Source organism: Stenotrophomonas sp. STEN008, assembly GCF_056760435.1.
This window is the reverse complement of record NZ_JBRRET010000027.1, coordinates 13,348-32,722: the sequence shown is the minus strand read 5'-3', so window position 1 is coordinate 32,722 and position 19,375 is coordinate 13,348. Positions and strand designations below refer to the sequence as shown.

General features: G+C 67.4%; 13 protein-coding genes. 7 read left to right on the top strand and 6 right to left on the bottom strand.

Translation table 11 applies throughout. The features are described from left to right. Nucleotides 1-7: 7 nt before the first annotated feature. Complete coding sequence (gene pcaC, locus ACVOME_RS13210) at nt 8-394, top strand: 4-carboxymuconolactone decarboxylase (protein ID WP_481505172.1); 387 nt, start codon at nt 8-10, stop codon at nt 392-394. Between the two features lie 131 nt (nt 395-525). On the opposite strand, the gene ACVOME_RS13205 is transcribed toward pcaC, so the two are convergent. Both ACVOME_RS13205 and ACVOME_RS13200 read right to left on the bottom strand, forming a co-directional pair. Then, the gene (locus ACVOME_RS13205; protein WP_193396349.1) at nt 526-1,383 is read right to left on the bottom strand and encodes an IclR family transcriptional regulator domain-containing protein; all 858 of its coding nucleotides are present in this window, start codon (nt 1,381-1,383) and stop codon (nt 526-528) included. A 101-nt stretch (nt 1,384-1,484) separates the two neighbouring features. Further along, nucleotides 1,485-3,902: a membrane-bound PQQ-dependent dehydrogenase, glucose/quinate/shikimate family gene (locus ACVOME_RS13200; RefSeq protein ID WP_459040443.1), complete on the bottom strand. Its 2,418-nt coding sequence runs from the start codon at nt 3,900-3,902 to the stop codon at nt 1,485-1,487. Nucleotides 3,903-4,198: 296 nt separating this feature from the next. Between ACVOME_RS13200 and ACVOME_RS13195 the strand changes: the two genes are divergently transcribed. Next, the gene (locus ACVOME_RS13195; protein WP_053517758.1) at nt 4,199-4,738 is read left to right on the top strand and encodes an adenine phosphoribosyltransferase; all 540 of its coding nucleotides are present in this window, start codon (nt 4,199-4,201) and stop codon (nt 4,736-4,738) included. Nucleotides 4,739-4,856: 118 nt separating this feature from the next. Here ACVOME_RS13195 and dbpA read toward each other — a convergent pair whose 3' ends face one another. Continuing rightward, a complete protein-coding gene (gene dbpA, locus ACVOME_RS13190; protein ID WP_481505171.1) occupies nt 4,857-6,233 on the bottom strand; it encodes an ATP-dependent RNA helicase DbpA in 1,377 nt (458 codons plus the stop codon). Between the two features lie 69 nt (nt 6,234-6,302). Continuing rightward, nucleotides 6,303-7,382, bottom strand: a complete 1,080-nt coding sequence (locus tag ACVOME_RS13185) for a YeiH family protein (protein ID WP_481505170.1) — start codon at nt 7,380-7,382, stop codon at nt 6,303-6,305. Between the two features lie 101 nt (nt 7,383-7,483). Between ACVOME_RS13185 and ACVOME_RS13180 the strand changes: the two genes are divergently transcribed. Continuing rightward, complete coding sequence (locus tag ACVOME_RS13180) at nt 7,484-8,359, top strand: LysR family transcriptional regulator (protein WP_065181327.1); 876 nt, start codon at nt 7,484-7,486, stop codon at nt 8,357-8,359. Between the two features lie 51 nt (nt 8,360-8,410). After that, the gene (locus ACVOME_RS13175; protein WP_262218411.1) at nt 8,411-10,291 is read left to right on the top strand and encodes an ATP-binding cassette domain-containing protein; all 1,881 of its coding nucleotides are present in this window, start codon (nt 8,411-8,413) and stop codon (nt 10,289-10,291) included. 128 nt (nt 10,292-10,419) lie between these two features. On the opposite strand, the gene ACVOME_RS13170 is transcribed toward ACVOME_RS13175, so the two are convergent. Further along, a complete protein-coding gene (locus tag ACVOME_RS13170) occupies nt 10,420-10,881 on the bottom strand; it encodes a c-type cytochrome (RefSeq protein WP_481505169.1) in 462 nt (153 codons plus the stop codon). A gap of 9 nt (nt 10,882-10,890) precedes the next feature. Then, nucleotides 10,891-11,283: a c-type cytochrome gene (locus tag ACVOME_RS13165; protein WP_053517750.1), complete on the bottom strand. Its 393-nt coding sequence runs from the start codon at nt 11,281-11,283 to the stop codon at nt 10,891-10,893. Between the two features lie 205 nt (nt 11,284-11,488). Here ACVOME_RS13165 and ACVOME_RS13160 point away from each other — a divergent pair, with 205 nt between their 5' ends. Genes ACVOME_RS13160 through ACVOME_RS13150 form a run of 3 tightly spaced genes read left to right on the top strand, consistent with a single transcriptional unit; the run spans nt 11,489 to nt 19,226 of the window. Beyond that, complete coding sequence (locus tag ACVOME_RS13160; RefSeq protein WP_481505168.1) at nt 11,489-12,631, top strand: efflux RND transporter periplasmic adaptor subunit; 1,143 nt, start codon at nt 11,489-11,491, stop codon at nt 12,629-12,631. A gap of 59 nt (nt 12,632-12,690) precedes the next feature. After that, nucleotides 12,691-16,152 (top strand): efflux RND transporter permease subunit, encoded by a 3,462-nt coding sequence (locus tag ACVOME_RS13155; RefSeq protein ID WP_253118852.1) that lies wholly within the window; start codon nt 12,691-12,693, stop codon nt 16,150-16,152. Further along, nucleotides 16,149-19,226 carry an efflux RND transporter permease subunit gene (locus tag ACVOME_RS13150; protein WP_065181330.1) on the top strand — a complete coding sequence of 1,026 codons (3,078 nt, stop codon included), beginning with the start codon at nt 16,149-16,151 and terminating at the stop codon, nt 19,224-19,226. The genes ACVOME_RS13155 and ACVOME_RS13150 overlap by 4 nt, the downstream gene beginning before the upstream one ends. Nucleotides 19,227-19,375: the final 149 nt, after the last annotated feature.

The following is a 19,375-nucleotide window of genomic DNA, read 5'->3' as shown; positions in this document are numbered from 1 at the left end:
GACCACGATGGACGAACAGGAACGCTACGAAGCCGGCCTTGCGGTGCGCCGCCAGGTGCTGGGCGAGGCACACGTTGAACGCTCGCTGCAGGCGCGCAACGATTTCACCACCGAATTCCAGGACTTCATCACCCGCACAGCGTGGGGCACGGTGTGGACGCGTGAGGGGCTGCCGCGGCATACGCGCTCGCTGCTGACCATCGTGATGATGGTGGCGCTGGGCCACGACGAGGAGTTCAAGCTTCACATCCGTGCCGCCCGCAACAACGGCGTCACGCCGGAGCAGATCAAGGAAGTGCTGCTGCAGGCTGCGATCTACTGTGGCGTGCCTGCGGCCAACCACGCCTTCGCGCTGGCTAAGCCGATTCTGGAAGAGCAGGCCGCCGAGGGCTGATGCCGGTTCCGCCGGGCGTGGGGCGGGGGGGCCGGGCCCCCGGGGGGGGGGGGGGGGGGGGGGCCCCCCGGCCCCCGCCCGGGCGAGCGCAGCGGCCGACGATGACGCCGGGCCATGCCCGGCGGCGTGCCTCAATTCAACAACGTGCCCAATCGCTGCGCCGCTTCGCGCAGGCGCGGCAGCAGCTGGGTCTGCATCACGCCCAGACCGATACGGCCCGCCTGGGTGCCGATGTTCAACGCACCAACCACGTCACCGCTGCGCGAACGCACAGGCACTGCGATCGAGCGCAGGCCGATCTCCAGTTCCTGGTCGACCAGGGACACACCTTCGCGGCGCACCTTCTCCAGCGTGTCCAGGAAATCATCCATGCGGGTGATGGTGCGCTCGGTGCGCGGCCGCAGCGGATTGCGTTCCAGATAGCCTTCCAGCGTGTCGCGCGGCAACGCCGCGAGCAACACGCGGCCCATCGATGTGCAGTAGGCAGGCAGACGGCTGCCCGCGCGCAGTCCAATCGACATGATGCGCACGGTTTCCGCACGTGCCACGTACAGGATGTCGTCGCCGTCCAGCACGCCCAGCGAGCAGGATTCATGCACGTCGTCGCGCAGGGCGTCGAGCACCGGCTGCGCTGCGGCGGTCATCGACGACGACGCCACATAGGCACCGCCCATGCCCAGCACGCGCGGCAGCAGCACGTAGCCACGGCCCTGTTCGCCGACATAGCCCAGCTTTTCCAGCGTATACAGCACGCGCCGCACCGCGGCACGCGAGATGCCGGTATCGGTGCTGATCTGTGACATGGTCACTTCGCGCGGGTGCTGCGAGAACACGCTCAGCACGGCCAGACCGCGACCGAGCGATGTCATGAAGTCCGGGTCGCCCTGGTTGTCCTGGATCTGCTGCATCAGCTCATGGGCCAGGCCACGGTCCTGCGGCGGAGCAGGTGCGCGCTTGGGGCGACGGCTGGGAGGATCGGCGGCAGGCATGGCAGCAGCTTTCATCGGGTTCGACCTTGCATGGTAAGCGCTCGCACCAGCAACCGGTACCCGGGTAGCGCCGCCCGGCAGGCGACGCTGCGGGGCAGGGTTCACCTGCGCTCGGGCAGCGCGTAGGCAATCACGTAATCGCCGCGGTCCGGCGACTGGCGGGCGCCACCGGCGGAGATCACCACGTACTGACGGCCGGTCTTTGGCGAGACATAGGTCATCGGCGTGCCCTGGCTACCCACCGGCATGCGTGCTTTCCACAGCTCATCGCCGGTACGGCTGTCGTAGGCACGCAGGTAGTAATCCTGCGTGCCCGCGAAGAACAGCAGGCCTGACTGGGTGGCCAGCGAACCGCCCAGGGTCGGCATGCCGATCGGGATCGACAGGCCCATCTTGATGCCCATCGGACCGGTGTCCTTCACCGTGCCCACCGGTACCTGCCAGACCAGTTTGCGGGTCGCCAGGTTGATCGCCGACATAGTGCCGAACGGGGGCTTCTGGCAGGGAATGCCAAGCTTGGACAGGAAGCGGTCGCGCAGCGAACCATAGGGCGTGCCGGTCTGCGAGGCCGCGCCCATTTCCACGCCGCCGTCGCCGCTGCTCATCTGCGCGCGCGGAATCAGCTTGGTCCACAGGCCCAGGCGCATGTCATTGACGAACAGATAGCCCGTGGTCGGGTCGACCGAGGCGCTGCCCCAGTTCATGCCGCCCAGCGAACCCGGCCATTGCAGCGCCAGGTCTTCGCCCGGCGGCGTGTACATGCCGTCGTAGCGGAACTGCTTGAACTGGATGCGGCACAGCATCTGGTCGATCGGGGTGGCTCCCCACATGTCCGACTCGGTCAGCGTTTCCGCGCCGATCTGCGGCAGGCCCACCGACAGCGGCTGGGTGGCGGCGTAGCGCTCGCCCTCGGCGTTGCCCTGCGGCGCCGGAATGTCGCGCACTTCGCTGATCGGCACGCCGGTCTGCCGGTTGAGCATGAAGATCTGCCCGGCCTTGGTGACCTGCAGCAGCGCCGGCAATGTGCCGCCCTTGCCGTCGGGTACATCGATCAGGGTCGGCTGCGCGGGCAGATCGTAGTCCCACAGATCGTGGTGTACGGTCTGGTACACCCAGCGTTCCTTGCCGGTGGCGACGTCGAGCGCGACCACGGCAGAGCTGTACTTGTCGTCCTGCGGCGTGCGTTCGCCGGCCCACTGATCCGGCGTGGTGTTGCCGGTGGGCAGGTAGACCAGGCCCAGTTGCGGGTCGTAGGCCATCGACGTCCACACATTCGGCGTCGCACGGGTGTAGTGGATCGACGGATCCAGCGGCACGTCCGGGGTCTCCTTTGAAAGATCCCAGATCCAGACCAGCGCACCGGTGCGCACGTTGTACGCACGCACCACGCCGGACGGTTCACCCACTTCGATGTTGTCGGCCACCCGGCCGCCGACCACGATCAGCTCGCCCGCCACCAGCGGCGCGGCGGTGAGGGTGTAGAAACCGGGCTTGATCTCGCCCATGCCGACCTTCAGGTCGACCACCCCATTGCTGCCAAAGTCCGGGCAAAGGGCACCGGTGTTCGCATCCAGCGCGAACAGGCGGGCGTCGATGGAGGTCATCAGGATGCGCTTCCCGCACAGCGCCGGGCCGGTGCTCGCCACGTCAGTGGCTGGCACTGGTGCCGGTGCAGCCGTCGTCGCGGCGGCCGGTGCGGTAGTCGCATCGAAATAGCCCAGGCCCCGGCAACGCTGCCAGTTCGGTGCGGTGGCCTTGGGATCGAAGGCCCAGCGCTGCTTGCCCGAATCGGCATCAACGGCGATCACCTGGTTGTGCGGGGTGCACAGGTACAGGGTGTCGCCGATCTGCAGCGGGGTGTTCTGGTCTTCGGCGCCGAAGCCGTTGCTTTCCGGTACATCGCCGGTGCGCGCGGTCCAGGCCACCTGCAGCTCTTTCACATTGGCCGGGGTGATCTGGTCCAGTGCGGCAAAGCGGGTACCGGCGGTGGTATTGCCCCAGTGCATCCAGTCGCGCTGCTCAGCGCCCTTGGCCACGGGCACTACGGGGGGTGTGGTGCCCTGCGCCGCCTGCACGGGACGCGGCTGGAACGCTGCGAATGCAGTACCCAGCAGACCCACCAGCAGCACTGCAGCCACGCCATAGGCGCCGCGACCGGCCACCTGGCCGCGGCTGCGGCGCAGCACCGGCCAGGCCAAGGCGACCAGCAGGGCGAGCACGGCGGGCATCACCAGGCGCGAAACCAGCGGCCAGAAATTCCAGCCGGCATCCACCAGCGCCCACAGCAGCGTAGCCACGAACGCCAGGCCGTACAGCAGCGCACCGTTCGGCCTGCGCATCACCAGCAGCACGCCGGCCACGGCAGACGCCACACCCATCAGCAGGAAGTACCAGCTGCCCCCCAACTGCACCAGGCGTACGCCGCCGACCAGCAGAGCCAGGCCGAACAGCGTCACCAGGATGCCGAGCAGGATCACCAGCACACGGCACACGGCCGGAACCTTCGTCGTCTCGTCCACGTTGCATGAACCTCATTGCAGGAACCCGCGCGAAGGCGGGGAAGCCCCGCACGCGCCAGGCGTGGCGGGGGCCGACGGCATCCAGGGCGGCTGCGGGCCGTGACGGCGTGCAGGCGTCGATCTGCTTATGACGCAAGGCGGGTGAATGACCGATCACGGCGATTATCGCACGCGTGTGCGATTTTTGCGTGATGCTGTGGCGCCATTGATGGAACGCAGCGGCGCGAAGATGCCGGGAACGGGCAGCGTACGGACGAACCGGTTACCCTATGCCGCCATACAAGCTGGTAGCTGCAATGACCGACGCCACCGTGGCCGTCCCCGCGTGGGCCTCGCGCCTGCGCGACATCGCCGATTTCCCCAAGCCCGGCATCCTGTTCAAGGACATCATGCCGCTGCTCGCGCACGGCGAGGACTTCCGTGATGCCATCCGCGCGATGGCCGACCGCTGGCGCGACCAGAAGCTGGACGCGGTGGTGGGTATCGAATCGCGTGGTTTCATCCTGGGCGCCGCGATGGCACTGGAACTGGGCGTCGGCTTCGTGCCGGTGCGCAAGCCGGGCAAGCTGCCCGGCCAGGTGCTGCGCGAGGAATACACACTGGAGTACCGCAGCGACTGCATCGAAGTGCATGCTGATGCGCTGGCGGCCGGCGCGCGCGTGGCGATCATCGATGACGTGCTGGCGACCGGCGGCACGCTGGTGGCCGCATTGTCGCTGGTGCGCCGGCTGGGCGTGGACGTGGTCGGTGCTGGCGTCCTGGTCGAGCTGGATGGCCTGGGTGGCCGCGCCCGTTGGCAGGCGGACCTGCCGCTGCACACCGAGCTGGTGTTCTGAGACTGTCGCCGGGCATGGCCCGGCGCTACCGGATCTGGAACTGCCGCCGGGCATGGCCCGGCGCTACCGGATCTGGAACTGCCGCCGGGCATGGCCCGGCGCTACCTGTCGCTGGGCCTTACATCATCCGTACGCGGAAGCGGCGGCCCTTGATCTTGCCGGCCTCCAGTTTCGCCACGGCCTTGCTGGCCTGCTCGCGCGCGATCGCCACGTAGGAGCGGGTCGGGAAGATCGCGATCTTGCCGATGAACTTGCCCGACAGGCCGGCGTCGCCGGTCAAGGCGCCGAGGATGTCGCCCGGGCGCAGCTTGTCTGTCTTGCCACCGTCGATGCGCAGGGTGCGCATCGCTGCCTGCGGCAACTCGGCGGGGCGTGACGTCGCCAGCGGCGTTTTCTGCCAGTCCAGCGCGTGCCCCATCTGTGCTTCGATCGCTTCGGCGCGGGTCTTTTCGCGGCCCGCGACCAGGCTGATGGCCAGGCCGCTGGCGCCGGCACGGCCGGTACGTCCAACGCGGTGCTGGTAGCTTTCGACATCGGTCGGCAGCTCGTAGTTGATCACCGCCGCCAGCTCTTCCACGTCCAGACCGCGCGCGGCGACGTCGCTGGCGACCAGCACGTTGCAGCTGCGGTTGGCCAGGCGCAGCAGCACTTCCTCACGGTCACGCTGCTCCATGTCACCGTGCAGGGCCAGCGCCGAGAAGCCGAACTGCTGCAGCGAATGGGCGACCTCATCCACGTCCTTGCGGGTATTGCAGAACACCACTGCCGATTCGGGCGTGTACTTGAGCAGCAGGCCGGCCAGCGCCTTCTGCCGATGGGCCGGCTCGACCTCGCAGAACAGGTGGCGGATGGCCGGCGCCTGGTCAGCGCCTTCCACGGTGACTTCAACGGCATCGCGCAGCAGGTCACGGGCAATGGCACGGATGCTGTCGGGGAAGGTGGCCGAGAACAGCAGGCTCTGCCGGTCCTTGTGGGTGCGTCCGGCGATTTCGCGGATGGGCTCTTCAAAGCCCATGTCGAGCATGCGATCGGCTTCGTCCAGCACCAGCGTGCGCACCGCGCCAAGATTCAGCGCGCGCTTGCGTGCCAGCTCCTGCACGCGGCCAGGGGTGCCGACCACCACGTGCGGGTCGTGGCCTTCCAGCGAGGCGAGCTGTGGTCCCAGCGGTACGCCGCCGACCAGCAGCAGCAGCTTCAGGTTGGGGATGCCGGTGGCCAGCTTGCGGATCTGCTTGCCGACCTGGTCGGCCAGTTCGCGGGTCGGGCACAGCACCAGCGCCTGTACGCGGATCAGGCTCGGATCGATCGCCTGCAGCAGCCCCAGGCCGAACGCAGCGGTCTTGCCGCTGCCGGTCGGAGCCTGCGCGATCACGTCGCGGCCATCGAGGATGGCGGGCAGGCTCTGGGCCTGCACAGGGGTCAGGGTGGTGTAGCCGAGGGCATCCAGGCCGGGCTGCAGGGCCGGGCTCAGCGGCAGGGTCGAGAAGTCAGTCATGGCGCATTGTACCTGCGCGCGCGGCCGTCCCCGTCTCCCGGGGCAGCGGCCGTATCGGCAGACCTGCGCTCAGTGCAGCATCGCCAGCACGCCCTGGTGGATCGCCAGGCCACCGAACAGCAGCCAGGCGAACAGGAGCAGCGCCAGCAGCAGCGGCTTCAGGCCCGCCTGGCGCAGCGCGGAGACATGGGTGGTCACGCCCAGCGCCGCCATCGCCATCGCCAGCAGCACCGTGTCCAGCTGCACCAGCGCTGCGTGAAGTCCGGCGGGCAGCAGCTGCAGCGAGTTCATGCCGGCCACGGCGACGAAACCGAACGCGAACCACGGCACAACGATGCGGGCCTTGCTGCCCTCGGGCGTTGCCCTGCTGCCGCGTGCCAGCCAGAGCGACAGCACGACCAGGAACGGCGCGAGCAGCATCACCCGAACCATCTTGGTGATGACGGCGGTATCGGCAGCCGCCTCACCCACGGCACGGCCGGCAGCTACCACCTGCGCCACTTCGTGCACGGTCGCCCCGGTGAACAGGCCGTACTGCCGCGCGTCCATCGCCAGCCAGCCGTGCGACTGCAGCAACGCATACAGCGCCGGATACAGGAACATGGCAAGCGTACCGAACACCACCACGGTCGATACCGCCACCGTTACCTGTGCTGCACGACCACGCACCACCGGCTCGGCCGCCATCACTGCCGCCGCGCCGCAGATGGCACTGCCGGCGCCGATCAGCATCGCCGCCTCACGCTCCATCCTGAACACGCGCGTGCCCAGCCAACAGGCCAAGCCAAATGTGCTGGCGACCACCAGCACGTCCATCAGCACGCCGGCGACGCCGACATGGCCGATGTCCTGGAAAGTCAGGCGCAGGCCATACAGCACAATGCCGGCACGCAGCAGCCAGTGCTTGGCGAAGCCGATGCCTGCCGCGCTGCGCGGCGCCAGCCGCGGGTAGAGGGTATTGCCGACCGCGATACCGGCGACGATCGCCACGGTCAGCGCGCTCAGGCCATGCGCCTGCAGCCATCGCAGGTCCGCCAGATGAAGCGATGCCGCAGCGAGCAGGCCCGCCAGCAGCAGCCCGGGCAGGCGCGGCTGCCAGCGCTGCCGCAGAACGGGCAGGGACCAGGTGGAGGGGGCGGAGGTGCTCATCGCGGGACCGGTGTGGGGAACGATGAAAAGCGTCCGCCTGCGCCAATGACCTGTAAAACGAATAATATAAGTAGAATCTACCTGCTTTATAGGTAAATGCCATGCGCCTGACTCTGCGCCAGCTACAGGTCTTCGTCGCCATTGCCGACCACGGAAGTACCTCCGCGGCCGGCCAGGCCATCGCGCTCTCGCAGTCGGCCAGCAGTGCAGCCCTGCAGGAGCTGGAGGCGCATTTCGGCACGCCCCTGTTCGACCGTGTCGGTCGCCGCCTGGTGCTGAACGGCCATGGCCGCGCGCTGCTGGAACCGGCCCGCGCGCTGCTGGTCAATGCCGTTGATCTCGAGCGCCAGCTCGCTGCCGGCGGGGACCCCGCGCAGGGGGCACCGTTGCGGCTGGTGCTGGCGGCCAGCACCACCATCGGCAACTACCTGCTGCCGGCGCGCATCGCCGACCTGTTGCGGCAGGCGCCGCAGGCGGAAGTCGATCTGCGCATCGACAACAGCGCCGGCGTGGTCGCCGCCGTCCAGCGGCTGGATGTGGATGCCGGCCTGATCGAGGGGCCATGCCACGAGCGGGGTTTGCAGGTGACCGCGTGGCAGCAGGATCCGCTGGTGATCGTTGCCGCCGCCGACGCGGCGGCGCGCTGGTCGCTGGAGGATCTGCGCGCGGCGCGCTGGCTGCTGCGCGAACCCGGGTCCGGCACCCGCGAGGCCGTGGAGCAGGCGCTTCTGCCGCATCTGCGCGGCTTCGCGCAGACCCTGCAGCTGGGCAATACCGAGGCGATCAAGCAAGCCGCGATCGCCGGCCTCGGCGTGGCCTGCCTGTCACGTCACGCATTGGAGGAGCCGCTGGCACTGGGTCGCCTGCGTGTGCTGGATACCCCGCTACCCGCGCTGCAGCGCACGCTGTGGCTGGTGCGCCACCCCGGCAAGCAATGGTTGCCGGGTCTGCAGGCGTTGCTGGGGGAGGTGGGCTGATCGATCTCCGGGAGCAGCCCGGCCGGCGCCCCCAACCCGTACAATATCCGGATGCCTCTGATTACTCTGCAGAACGTCGACTTCAGCGTCGGCGGCCCGTTGTTGCTGGAAAAAGCCGAACTGTCGATCGAGCCGGGTGAACGCATCGCCCTGATCGGCCGCAACGGCGCCGGCAAATCCACCCTGCTCAAGCTCCTGTCCGGCGACCACAAGCCCGATGATGGCGAAGTACGCGTCCAGCAGGGCGTCCGTGTGACCCGCCTGGAACAGGAAGTGCCGCACGGCGCGGCCGGCTCGGTGTTCGACGTGGTGGCCGATGGCCTGGGTGAGCTGGGCCAGTGGCTGGCCGAGTTCCACCACCTCAGCCATGCCGACGAGTTCGACGGCGATGCACTCGGCCGGGTGCAGGCCAAGATCGACGCGGCCAATGGCTGGGGTCTGGACCAGCGCGTGGCCGAGACACTGACCAAGCTCGACCTGGATGGCGATGCGGAGTTCGCGCGCCTGTCCGGTGGCATGAAGCGCCGCGTCCTGTTGGGCCGCGCGCTGGTCTCCAGCCCGGACCTGCTGCTGCTGGACGAGCCGACCAACCACCTGGACATCGAAGCCATCGACTGGCTGGAAGCATTCCTGAAGGGCTGGAGCGGCAGCGTGGTGTTCGTCACCCATGACCGCCGCTTCCTGCGTGCGCTGGCCACCCGCATCGTCGAGATCGATCGCGGCCAGGTCACCAGCTGGCCCGGCGACTGGGCCAACTACGAACGCCGCCGCGAAGAGCGCCTCAACGCGCAGGCGCAGGAGAACGCGCGCTTCGACAAGCTGCTGGCACAGGAAGAAGTGTGGATCCGGCAGGGCATCAAGGCGCGCCGCACCCGCGATGAAGGTCGCGTGCGCCGGCTGAAAGCGATGCGCACCGAACGGTCGCAGCGACGCGAGCTGAGCGGCAATGTCCGGATGGAAGCGGCACAGGGCGTGAGCTCCGGCAAGAAGGTCATCGACGTGAAGGACATTTCGTTCGCGTTCGGCGACCGCACCATGGTCCGCGACTTCACCACCACCATCCTGCGCGGCGACCGGATCGGCCTGATCGGCCCCAACGGCAGCGGCAAGACCACCCTGTTGAAGCTGCTGCTGGGTGAACTGCAGCCGCAGAAGGGCGAGGTCAACGCCGGCACCAACCTGCAGGTGGCCTATTTCGACCAGTATCGTGCCGTGTTGCGCGAAGACTGGAGCGCCATCGAGAACGTGGCCGAAGGCCGTGATTTCCTCGAGTTCAACGGCAAGCGCAAGCACGTGCATGCCTATCTGCAGGACTTCATGTTCACGCCCGAGCGCGCGCGCGCGCCGATCACCCGGCTGTCCGGTGGGGAGCGCAACCGCCTGCTGCTGGCCAAGCTGTTCGCGCAGCCGTCCAACCTGCTGGTGATGGACGAACCTACCAACGACCTGGACGTGGAAACGCTTGAACTGCTGGAAGAGCTGCTCGGCGAGTACACCGGCACGCTGCTGCTGGTCAGCCACGATCGTGATTTCATCGACAACGTGGTGACGTCCACGCTGGTGATGGAGGGCGACGGCGTGATCGGCGAGTACGTTGGAGGCTATACCGACTGGCAGCGCTACGCGGCCAGTACCGCAGCGGCAGCAGTGCCCGCCGCTGCCAGGCCGGCGGCAGCGGCTGCGCCTGTGGCTGCCGCGGAACCTGCCGCGGCCAAGCGCAAGCTCAGCTACAAGGAAGCGCGCGAACTGGAGCAGCTGCCGAAGACGATCGAGAGGCTGGAAGGTGACGTCGAAGGCCTCACCTCAGCGATGAATGATCCCTCGTTCTACACCCGCAGCAGCGCCGAGGTGACGGCACACACGCAGCAGCTGGCCAAGGTGCAGGCCGAACTGGACGCCGCGTACGCGCGCTGGGAAGAGCTGGAAGGCTGATCGTTGACCGACGCTGACGGTGCAAGGGTAGCGCGGGGCCATGCCCCGCGAGCGCACAGCGCGGGCTTCTGGCGTTCCGCCGGGCATGGCCCGACGCTACGGATGCGGGGCGCCACGGCGCCCTGATCCTATTTGACCCCGTGCAGATCCCGCAGCTGGCTTGGCCGGCTGCCGAAGTACGCCGCCAGGTCGGCGATGTCCTGATCGCTCAGGTCCGTCGCCTGCGGCGTCATCAACGCGTGCTGGCGGTCGCCGGAACGGTAGGCCTGCAGCGCATGCGCGAGGTAATCACCGTACTGCCCACCCAGTTTCGGGTAGGTCGAATCGATCGGGGCGTTGCCGTCGGCACCATGGCAATCGATGCAGCTCTGGTTGGTGGCCTTGCCCTTCACCTTGGCCCGGGCTTCGCCGGCAGCCTCACGGCCGGTGGGCAGGCCTGCCGACGATGAAGAGCCGTGCTCGCCGCTGGCGTGGCCCGGATCGGCGGCGGATTTCTCGCTGTTCTCCACCTGTGACTGCGAGCAGGCCGCCAGCAGCAGGGCGACGGACAGGGCGATGGCATGACGCAGTGGATGCGCGGCTTTCGACATGGGCGGGCCTTACTTGACGGTGGACAGGTAAACAGAGAGATCGGCGATCTCCTGTTCGCTGAAACTCATCGACTGGGCCTGCATCGTCGGATGCCGGCGCTTGCCCTGGCGGTACTCGGTCAGGGCCTGGGTCAGGTACTGCTGGGTCTGGCCACCGATCTTCGGTACCCGGTAACTAGGGTAGGCGTTCTTGTAACCGGTGATGCCATGGCACCCCTGGCAGGTGTAGGCCAGCACCCGGCCATTGTCGTAATTGCCGGCAGGTGCGGCGGCGGCAGCAGCGGCGGGTGCCGGGGCTGGGGCGGGTGCTGCGGTCGTGGTAGCTGGAGCGGGCTGTGCGGCGGCCCCGAGGGGCAGGAGGACGGCCAGAGCGAGACAAGCGGCGAGCGGCTGCGGGCGCATGATGTCGTTTCCGGGGATTCGGGTCTGGTCGTTCCGGCGTGGGGTACGGAACGACCCGAGTATAGCCTCAGGTTTCATCTAGCTGAAATGGGGGTGGGCCGACCAGCGGCGTGAAGACACCATGACCTTTGGGATATGGTGTTGCCGTGAAGTGGTGCATTACTTTGCTACCACACCTGCCCACGCATCCTCCAGGGACCTGACGATGTCGCACCCAATCTTCCTGCATGGCCGCCGCAGCGGACTCTGCGCCGCCGCCCTGCTGATCTCCACCACGCTGATGCTGGGCGGTTGCGCCGCGGGCCCCAACAGCGAGGCCAAGGCCGCCGAAACCAAGGATGAGAAAAAAGTCGAGTCCGTGCCGGTCGAGGTCGCGGTGGCCAGCCGCCGCGCGGTGGCGGCCAGCTACACCGGCACCGCCGCGCTGGAGCCGCGCGCCGAGTCGCAGGTGGTTGCCAAGACCTCTGGCGTGGCGCTGGCGGTGCTGGTCGAGGAAGGCCAGCGGGTCAGCGCGGGGCAGCCGCTGGTACGGCTCGATCCGGACCGCGCACGCCTGGCGGTTGCCCAGAGCGAGGCACAGATGCGCAAGCTCGAGAACAACTACCAGCGCGCACAGAAGCTGGTCGGCCAGCAGATGGTCAGTGCCGCCGACGTCGACCAGCTGCGCTTCGATCTGGAAAACGTGCGCGCGCAGTATCGCCTGGCCACGCTGGAGCTGTCGTACACCACGGTGGTCGCACCGATCTCCGGCGTGATCGCCTCGCGCTCGATCAAGACCGGCAACTTCGTGCAGATCAACACGCCGATCTTCCGCATCGTCGACAACTCGCGCCTGGAAGCCACCCTCAACGTTCCCGAACGCGAGCTGGCAACGCTGCATGCCGGCCAGCCGGTGACCCTGTCGGCGGATGCACTGCCGGGCCAGAGCTTCACCGGCATCGTTGATCGCATCGCACCGGTGGTGGATTCGGGCAGCGGCACGTTCCGTGTTGTCAGTGCCTTCGACGGCACTGCCCATTCCCTGCAGCCGGGCATGTTCGGCCGGATCCGCATCGATTACGACCAGCGTGCCGACGCCCTGGTCGTGCCGCGCCTGGCGCTGCTCGACGATGGTGAGCCGGCGGTGTTCCGTGTGCGCGACGGCAAGGTCGCACGCGTTCCGGTCAAGCTGGGTTACGCGGAGGGGCCATGGGTGGAGATCCGTGATGGCCTGGCGGCCGGAGACCAGGTGGTCACCGCGGGCAAGGTCGCGCTGCGCGACGGAACCGCCGTGCAGGTGATCGCTGATCCAAAGGCGAAGACGGCGACGGCCTCGGCCAAGCCGGCAGACAAGGCCGGGAGCCGGTAATGAGCCATCCTGACCACGACCACGGTGCTTCGCCCCACGGCGAAAGCGCCGCCGCCGGCATGCGCGGCGGCCTGGTGGAGTTCGCTACCCGCCGCCGCGTCACCATTGCCATGTGCACGGTCACCCTGCTGCTGTTCGGCCTGATTGCGCTGGGCAGTCTCAAGGTCAACCTGCTGCCGGACCTGAGCTACCCGACGCTGACGGTACGCACCGAATACACCGGTGCGGCACCGACCGAGATCGAAACCCTGATCACCCAGCCGGTGGAAGAAGCCGTGGGCGTGGTCAAGAACCTGCGCAAGCTGAAGTCGGTCTCGCGCACCGGCCAGAGCGATGTGGTGCTGGAGTTCGCCTGGGGCACCAACATGGACCAGGCCAGCCTGGAGGTGCGCGACAAGATGGAAGCGCTGAACCTGCCGCTGGAGGCGAAAGCCCCGGTGCTGCTGCGCTTCAATCCGTCCACCGAGCCGATCATGCGCCTGGTGCTGTCCAGCAAGGCGGCGCCGTCCAGCGATGCCGACGCCATCCGCGAGCTGACCATCCTGCGCCGCTACGCCGACGAGGATCTGAAGAAGAAGCTGGAACCGGTCACCGGCGTGGCGGCGGTCAAGGTCGGCGGCGGCCTGGAGGACGAGATCCAGGTCGACATCGACCAGCAGAAGCTCGCGCAGCTGAATCTGCCGATCGATACCGTCATCAAGCGCCTGAAGGACGAGAACATCAACATCTCCGGCGGTCGGCTGGAAGAGGGCTCGCAGCGCTTCCTGGTGCGTACCGTCAACCAGTTCGCCGACCTGGAGGAGATCCGCAACCTGCTGGTCACCACCCAGGCGTCCAATGGCAGCGCGGCAGACTCCGCGCTGCAGCAGATGTTCAACATTGCCGCCTCCACCGGTTCCGCTGCGGCCATCGCCGCAGCCTCGGCCGCACAGAGCGCATCGTCCGGCGGTGGCTCCAGCGTGGTCGCCAATGGCGTTCCTGTCCGGTTGAAGGACGTGGCCACCGTGCGCCAGGGCTACAAGGAGCGTGAAGCGATCATCCGCCTGGGCGGTAAGGAATCGGTCGAGCTGGCGATCTACAAGGAAGGCGACGCCAACACCGTCGCCACCGCCGAAGCGCTGCGCAAGCGTCTGGAGCAGATCAAGGGCACGTTCCCCGGCGATGCCGAACTGACCACCATCGAGGACCAGTCGCGCTTCATCGAGCATGCGATCAGCGACGTCAAGAAGGATGCGGTGATCGGCGGCCTGCTGGCGATCCTGATCATCTTCCTGTTCCTCCGCGATGGCTGGAGCACGTTCGTCATCAGCCTGTCGCTGCCGGTGTCGATCATCGCCACGTTCTTCTTCATGGGCCAGCTGGGTCTCAGCCTGAACGTCATGTCGCTGGGCGGCCTGGCGCTGGCGACGGGCCTGGTGGTGGACGATTCGATCGTGGTGCTGGAGAGCATCGCCAAGGCGCGCGAGCGCGGGCTGGGCATCCTGCAGGCCGCGATCGAAGGCACCCGCGAAGTGAGCATGGCGGTGGTCGCCTCCACCCTGACCACCATCGCGGTGTTCCTGCCACTGGTGTTCGTCGACGGTATCGCCGGCCAGCTGTTCCGCGACCAGGCGCTGACCGTGGCGATCGCCATCGCCATTTCGCTGCTGGTATCGATGACACTGATTCCGATGCTCAGTTCGCTGAAGGGGCGGCCGCCGCTGGCGTTCCCCGAAGAGCCCGCCAGCGAGGCGTGGCAGCCGGAGCGTCGCTGGCAGAAGCCCGTTGCAGCCGGCCGTCGTGGCTTCGTCGCTGCGGTGCGCTGGACCTTCTATGCGCTGGCCTGGCTGGTGGTGCGTGCCTGCCGCGGCGTTGCCGCCGTGATCGGTCCGGTCATGCGCAAGGCCAGCGATATCGCGATGAAGCCCTATGCGGGGGCCGAACGTGGCTACCTGCGGCTGTTGCCGAGCGCGCTGGCGCACCCCGGCAAGGTGCTGGGCCTGGCCGCGCTGGCGTTTGCAGCCACCATGGCGCTGGTGCCGATGCTGGGCGCCGACCTCATCCCGCAGCTGGCCCAGGACCGCTTCGAGATGACCGTCAAGCTGCCGGCCGGCACGCCGTTGAAGCAGACCGATGCACTGGTCCGCGAACTGCAGCTGGCGCACGGCAAGGGCGAGGGCGTGGCCTCGCTGTACGGCGTCAGTGGCAGCGGTACCCGGCTGGACGCAAGCCCGACCGAGAGCGGTGAGAACATCGGCAAGCTGACCGTGGTGATGGAAGGCGGTGGGGATGCGCGCACCGAAGCGGCCATCACCGAGCGCCTGCGTGGCACCATGGCCGGGCACCCCGGCGCGCAGGTCGACTTCGCGCGGCCGGCACTGTTCAGCTTCTCCACGCCGCTGGAAATCGAACTGCGTGGTCAGGACATGGCCACGCTGGAGCAGGCTGGCCAGCGGCTGGCTGCCCTGCTGCGCGGCAATGCGCACTACGCCGACGTGAAGTCGACGGTGGAGGAGGGCTTCCCGGAGATCCAGATCCGCTTCGACCAGGAGCGCGCCGGTGCACTGGGCCTGACCACCCGCCAGATCGCCGACGTCGTGGTGAAGAAGGTGCGCGGCGATGTGGCCACCCGCTACAGCTTCCGCGACCGCAAGATCGACGTGCTGGTACGGGCACAGGAAGGCGACCGGGCCAGCGTGGAGAGCATCCGCCGCTTGATCGTCAACCCGGGCAGCACCCGTCCGGTCACCCTGGACGCCGTGGCCGACGTGGTGGCCACCACCGGTCCGAGCGAGATCCACCGTGCCGATCAGACCCGCGTCGCGGTGGTCTCGGCCAACCTGCGTGACATCGATCTGGGCGCGGCCATGCGCGAAGTGCAGCAGATGGTCGCCGAACAGCCGCTTGGTGCGGGCGTCGGCCTGCATATCGGCGGCCAGGGCGAGGAACTGGCGCAGGCGGCAACGTCGCTGATCTTCGCCTTCGGACTGGCGATCTTCCTGGTCTATCTGGTGATGGCGTCGCAGTTCGAATCGCTGCTGCATCCGTTCGTGATCCTGTTCACCATCCCGCTGGCGCTGGTCGGCGCGATCCTGGCGCTGATGCTGACCGGCAAGCCGATCTCGGTGGTGGTGTTCATCGGCCTGATCCTGCTGGTGGGACTGGTCACCAAGAACGCGATCATCCTGATCGACAAGGTCAACCAGCTGCGCGAGGCCGGCGTGGCCAAACACGAGGCGCTGGTGGAAGGCGCGCGCTCGCGCCTGCGTCCGATCATCATGACCACCCTGTGCACGCTGTTCGGCTTCCTGCCACTGGCGGTGGCGATGGGCGAGGGCGCTGAAGTACGTGCGCCGATGGCGATCACCGTGATCGGCGGCCTGCTGGTCTCCACCCTGCTGACCCTGCTGGTGATCCCGGTGGTCTACGACCTGATGGATCGCCGCGGCGACGCCTACTACCGCGAACGCGGCCGCAAGCACGCCGGCGACGGACTGCGAATCGCAGAAGGTGGCCGCGTCGGCGGCGAGGAGCCGGCATGAGTGTCGCCGAGTTCTCCATCCGCCGTCCGGTCACCACCATCATGTGCTTCGTATCGCTGGTGGTGATCGGCCTGATCGCTTCATTCCGGCTGCCACTGGAGGCTCTGCCGGACATCTCCGCGCCGTTCCTGTTCGTGCAGATTCCGTACACGGGCTCGACACCGGAAGAAGTGGAGCGGACCATCATCCGGCCGGTGGAAGAGTCATTGGCAACGATGACCGGGATCAAGCGCATGCGCTCCTCGGCCACGTCCGAAGCGGCGCTGATCTTCATCGAGTTCAGCGACTGGGACCGTGACATCGCCATCGCCGCTTCCGACGCGCGCGAACGTATCGATGCGATCCGCAGCGACCTGCCTGACGACCTGCAGCGCTACAACGTGTTCAAGTGGTCCAGCAGCGACCAGCCGGTGCTGAAGGTGCGCCTGGCCAGCACCACCGACCTGACGACCGCCTATGACATGCTCGACCGCGAGTTCAAGCGGCGCATCGAGCGCATTCCGGGCGTTGCGCGCGTGGACATCACCGGTGCACCGCCGAATGAAGTCGAGATCGCGATCGATCCCAACCGGCTCAACGCGCACGGGCTGAGCATCAACGAGCTGAGCGAACGGTTGCGCACGCTGAATTTTTCGATCTCGGCCGGGCAGATCGATGACAACGGCCAGCGTGTGCGCGTGCAACCGGTCGGCGAGATCACCGACCTGCAGGAACTGCGCGATCTGGTGATCAACGCCAAGGGCCTGCGGCTGGGTGACATCGCCGATGTGCGGCTGAAGCCGGCGCGGATGAACTATGGCCGCCGCCTGGATGGCAACCCGGCAGTGGGCCTGGACATCTTCAAGGAGCGCAGCGCCAATCTGGTCGACGTCTCGCGCGCGGCGCTGGCCGAAGTCGAAGCGATCCGCGCACAGGCCTCGATGCGCGATGTGCAGATCAAGGTCATCGACAACCAGGGCAAGGCGGTGACCTCCTCGCTGCTGGAGCTGGCCGAAGCCGGTGCGGTGGGCCTGATCCTGTCGGTGACGGTGCTGTTCTTCTTCCTGCGCCACTGGCCGTCCACGCTGATGGTGACGCTGGCCATCCCGATCTGCTTCACCATCACCCTGGGCTTCATGTACTTCGTCGGGGTGACGCTGAACATCCTGACCATGATGGGCCTGCTGCTGGCGGTGGGCATGCTGGTGGACAACGCCGTGGTGGTGGTGGAGAGCATCTACCAGGAGCGCGAGCGCATGCCGGGACAGCCACGGCTGGCCTCGATCATCGGCACCCGCAACGTCGCCATCGCGCTCAGCGCTGGCACCCTGTGCCATTGCATCGTGTTCGTGCCGAACCTGTTCGGCGAGACCAACAACATCAGCATCTTCATGGCACAGATCGCGATCACCATTTCGGTATCGCTGCTGGCGTCCTGGCTGGTGGCGGTCAGCCTGATTCCGATGCTGTCTGCGCGCATGGCCACGCCCAAGCTCGTGCACTCGCAGACCGGCCTGATCGCGCGCCTGCAGCGGCGCTACGCGCAGGTGCTGGACTGGTCGCTGCACCATCGTGGCTGGAGCCTGCTGGGCATCGTGCTGGTGGTGGCCGTCAGCCTGGTGCCGATGAAACTGACCAAGGTGGACATGTTCGGTGGTGAAGGTGGCAAGGACATCTTCATCGGCTACATGTGGAAGGGTGCCTACACCTACCGGCAGATGTCCGAGGAAGTGGCTCGGGTGGAGAACTGGATCGACGAGAACCGTGAGCGCCTGCACGTCAAGCAGGTGTACTCCTGGTACAGCGAGCAGGAAGGCAGCTCGACGGTTGTCACCCTGGACGAGAAGTACGCCAAGGACATCAAGTCACTGCAGGAGGAGCTGCGCAAGGGCCTGCCGAAGTCCGCGCGTACCGACTACTTCGTCGGCAACCAGGGCGGTGATGGTGGTGGCGGCAACCAGGGCGTGCAGGTGCAGTTGATCGGCGATTCCAGCAGCATGCTGCAGGAAATCGGCCAGGAAGTGCTGCCCCTGCTGGCCCAGCGTGCGGAGCTGCGCGACGTGCGCATCGACAATGGCGAGAAGGGCGGTGAACTCAAGGTGCGCGTCGATCGCGAGCGTGCCGCCGCCTTCGGCTTCAACGCCGAGCAGGTGGCCAGCTTTGTCGGCCTGGCATTGCGCGGCGCACCGATGCGTGAGTTCCGGCGAGGCGACAACGAGGTTCCGGTCTGGGTGCGCTTCGCCGGAGCCGAGCAGAGCAGTCCGGAGGACCTGGCCGGCTTCAGCGTGCGTACCGGCGACGGCCGCAGCGTGCCGCTGCTGAGTCTGGTCAGCGTCGATGTCGGTTCGTCCGCCACCCAGATCGGCCGAACCAACCGGCAGACCACGCTGACGATCAAGGCCAACCTGGCCGAGAAGATCACCGCACCGGACGGACGCAAGGCGATCGAGGCCGTACTCAAGCCGATGAGCTTCCCGGCCGGCTATGGCTACACCTTCGATGGCGGCGACTATGGCAACGATGACGAGGCGATGCAGCAGATGGTGTTCAACCTGCTCATCGCGCTGGTGATGATCTACGTGGTGATGGCGGCGGTGTTCGAATCGCTGCTGTTCCCGGCGGCGATCATGAGCGGCGTGCTGTTCTCGATCTTCGGCGTGTTCTGGCTGTTCTGGATCACCGGCACCTCGTTCGGAATCATGTCCTTCATCGGCATCCTGGTGCTGATGGGCGTGGTGGTGAACAACGGCATCGTGATGATCGAGCACATCAACAACCTCCGGCGCAGCGGCATGGGGCGTACCCAGGCGCTGGTGGAGGGCTCACGCGAGCGGCTGCGCCCGATCATGATGACCATGGGGACGGCGATCCTGGCGATGGTGCCGATTTCGCTGACCAACACGCAGATGTTCGGCGACGGCCCGGAGTACGCGCCGATGGCCCGAGCCATCGCCGGTGGACTGGCGTTCTCGACCGTGGTCAGCCTGCTGTTCCTGCCGACGATCTACGCGGTGCTGGACGACCTGCGCAATGCCGTGACGCGGCTGATCCGCCGCGCGCGCGGCCTGGAAAAGGTGGCGGCAACGGCCGCCTAGCGTCGAGCTTGCCCGACTACGGGGAACGACAACGTGTTGTGGTGTGGGGAGGCCGGTCGTAGTGGGGCGGCCTCCCTTTTTTTTCGCCGGGCATGCCCGGCGCCACCATCACCGCCACACGGTATCGCCGGGGCCAGCCCCGCCGGGGC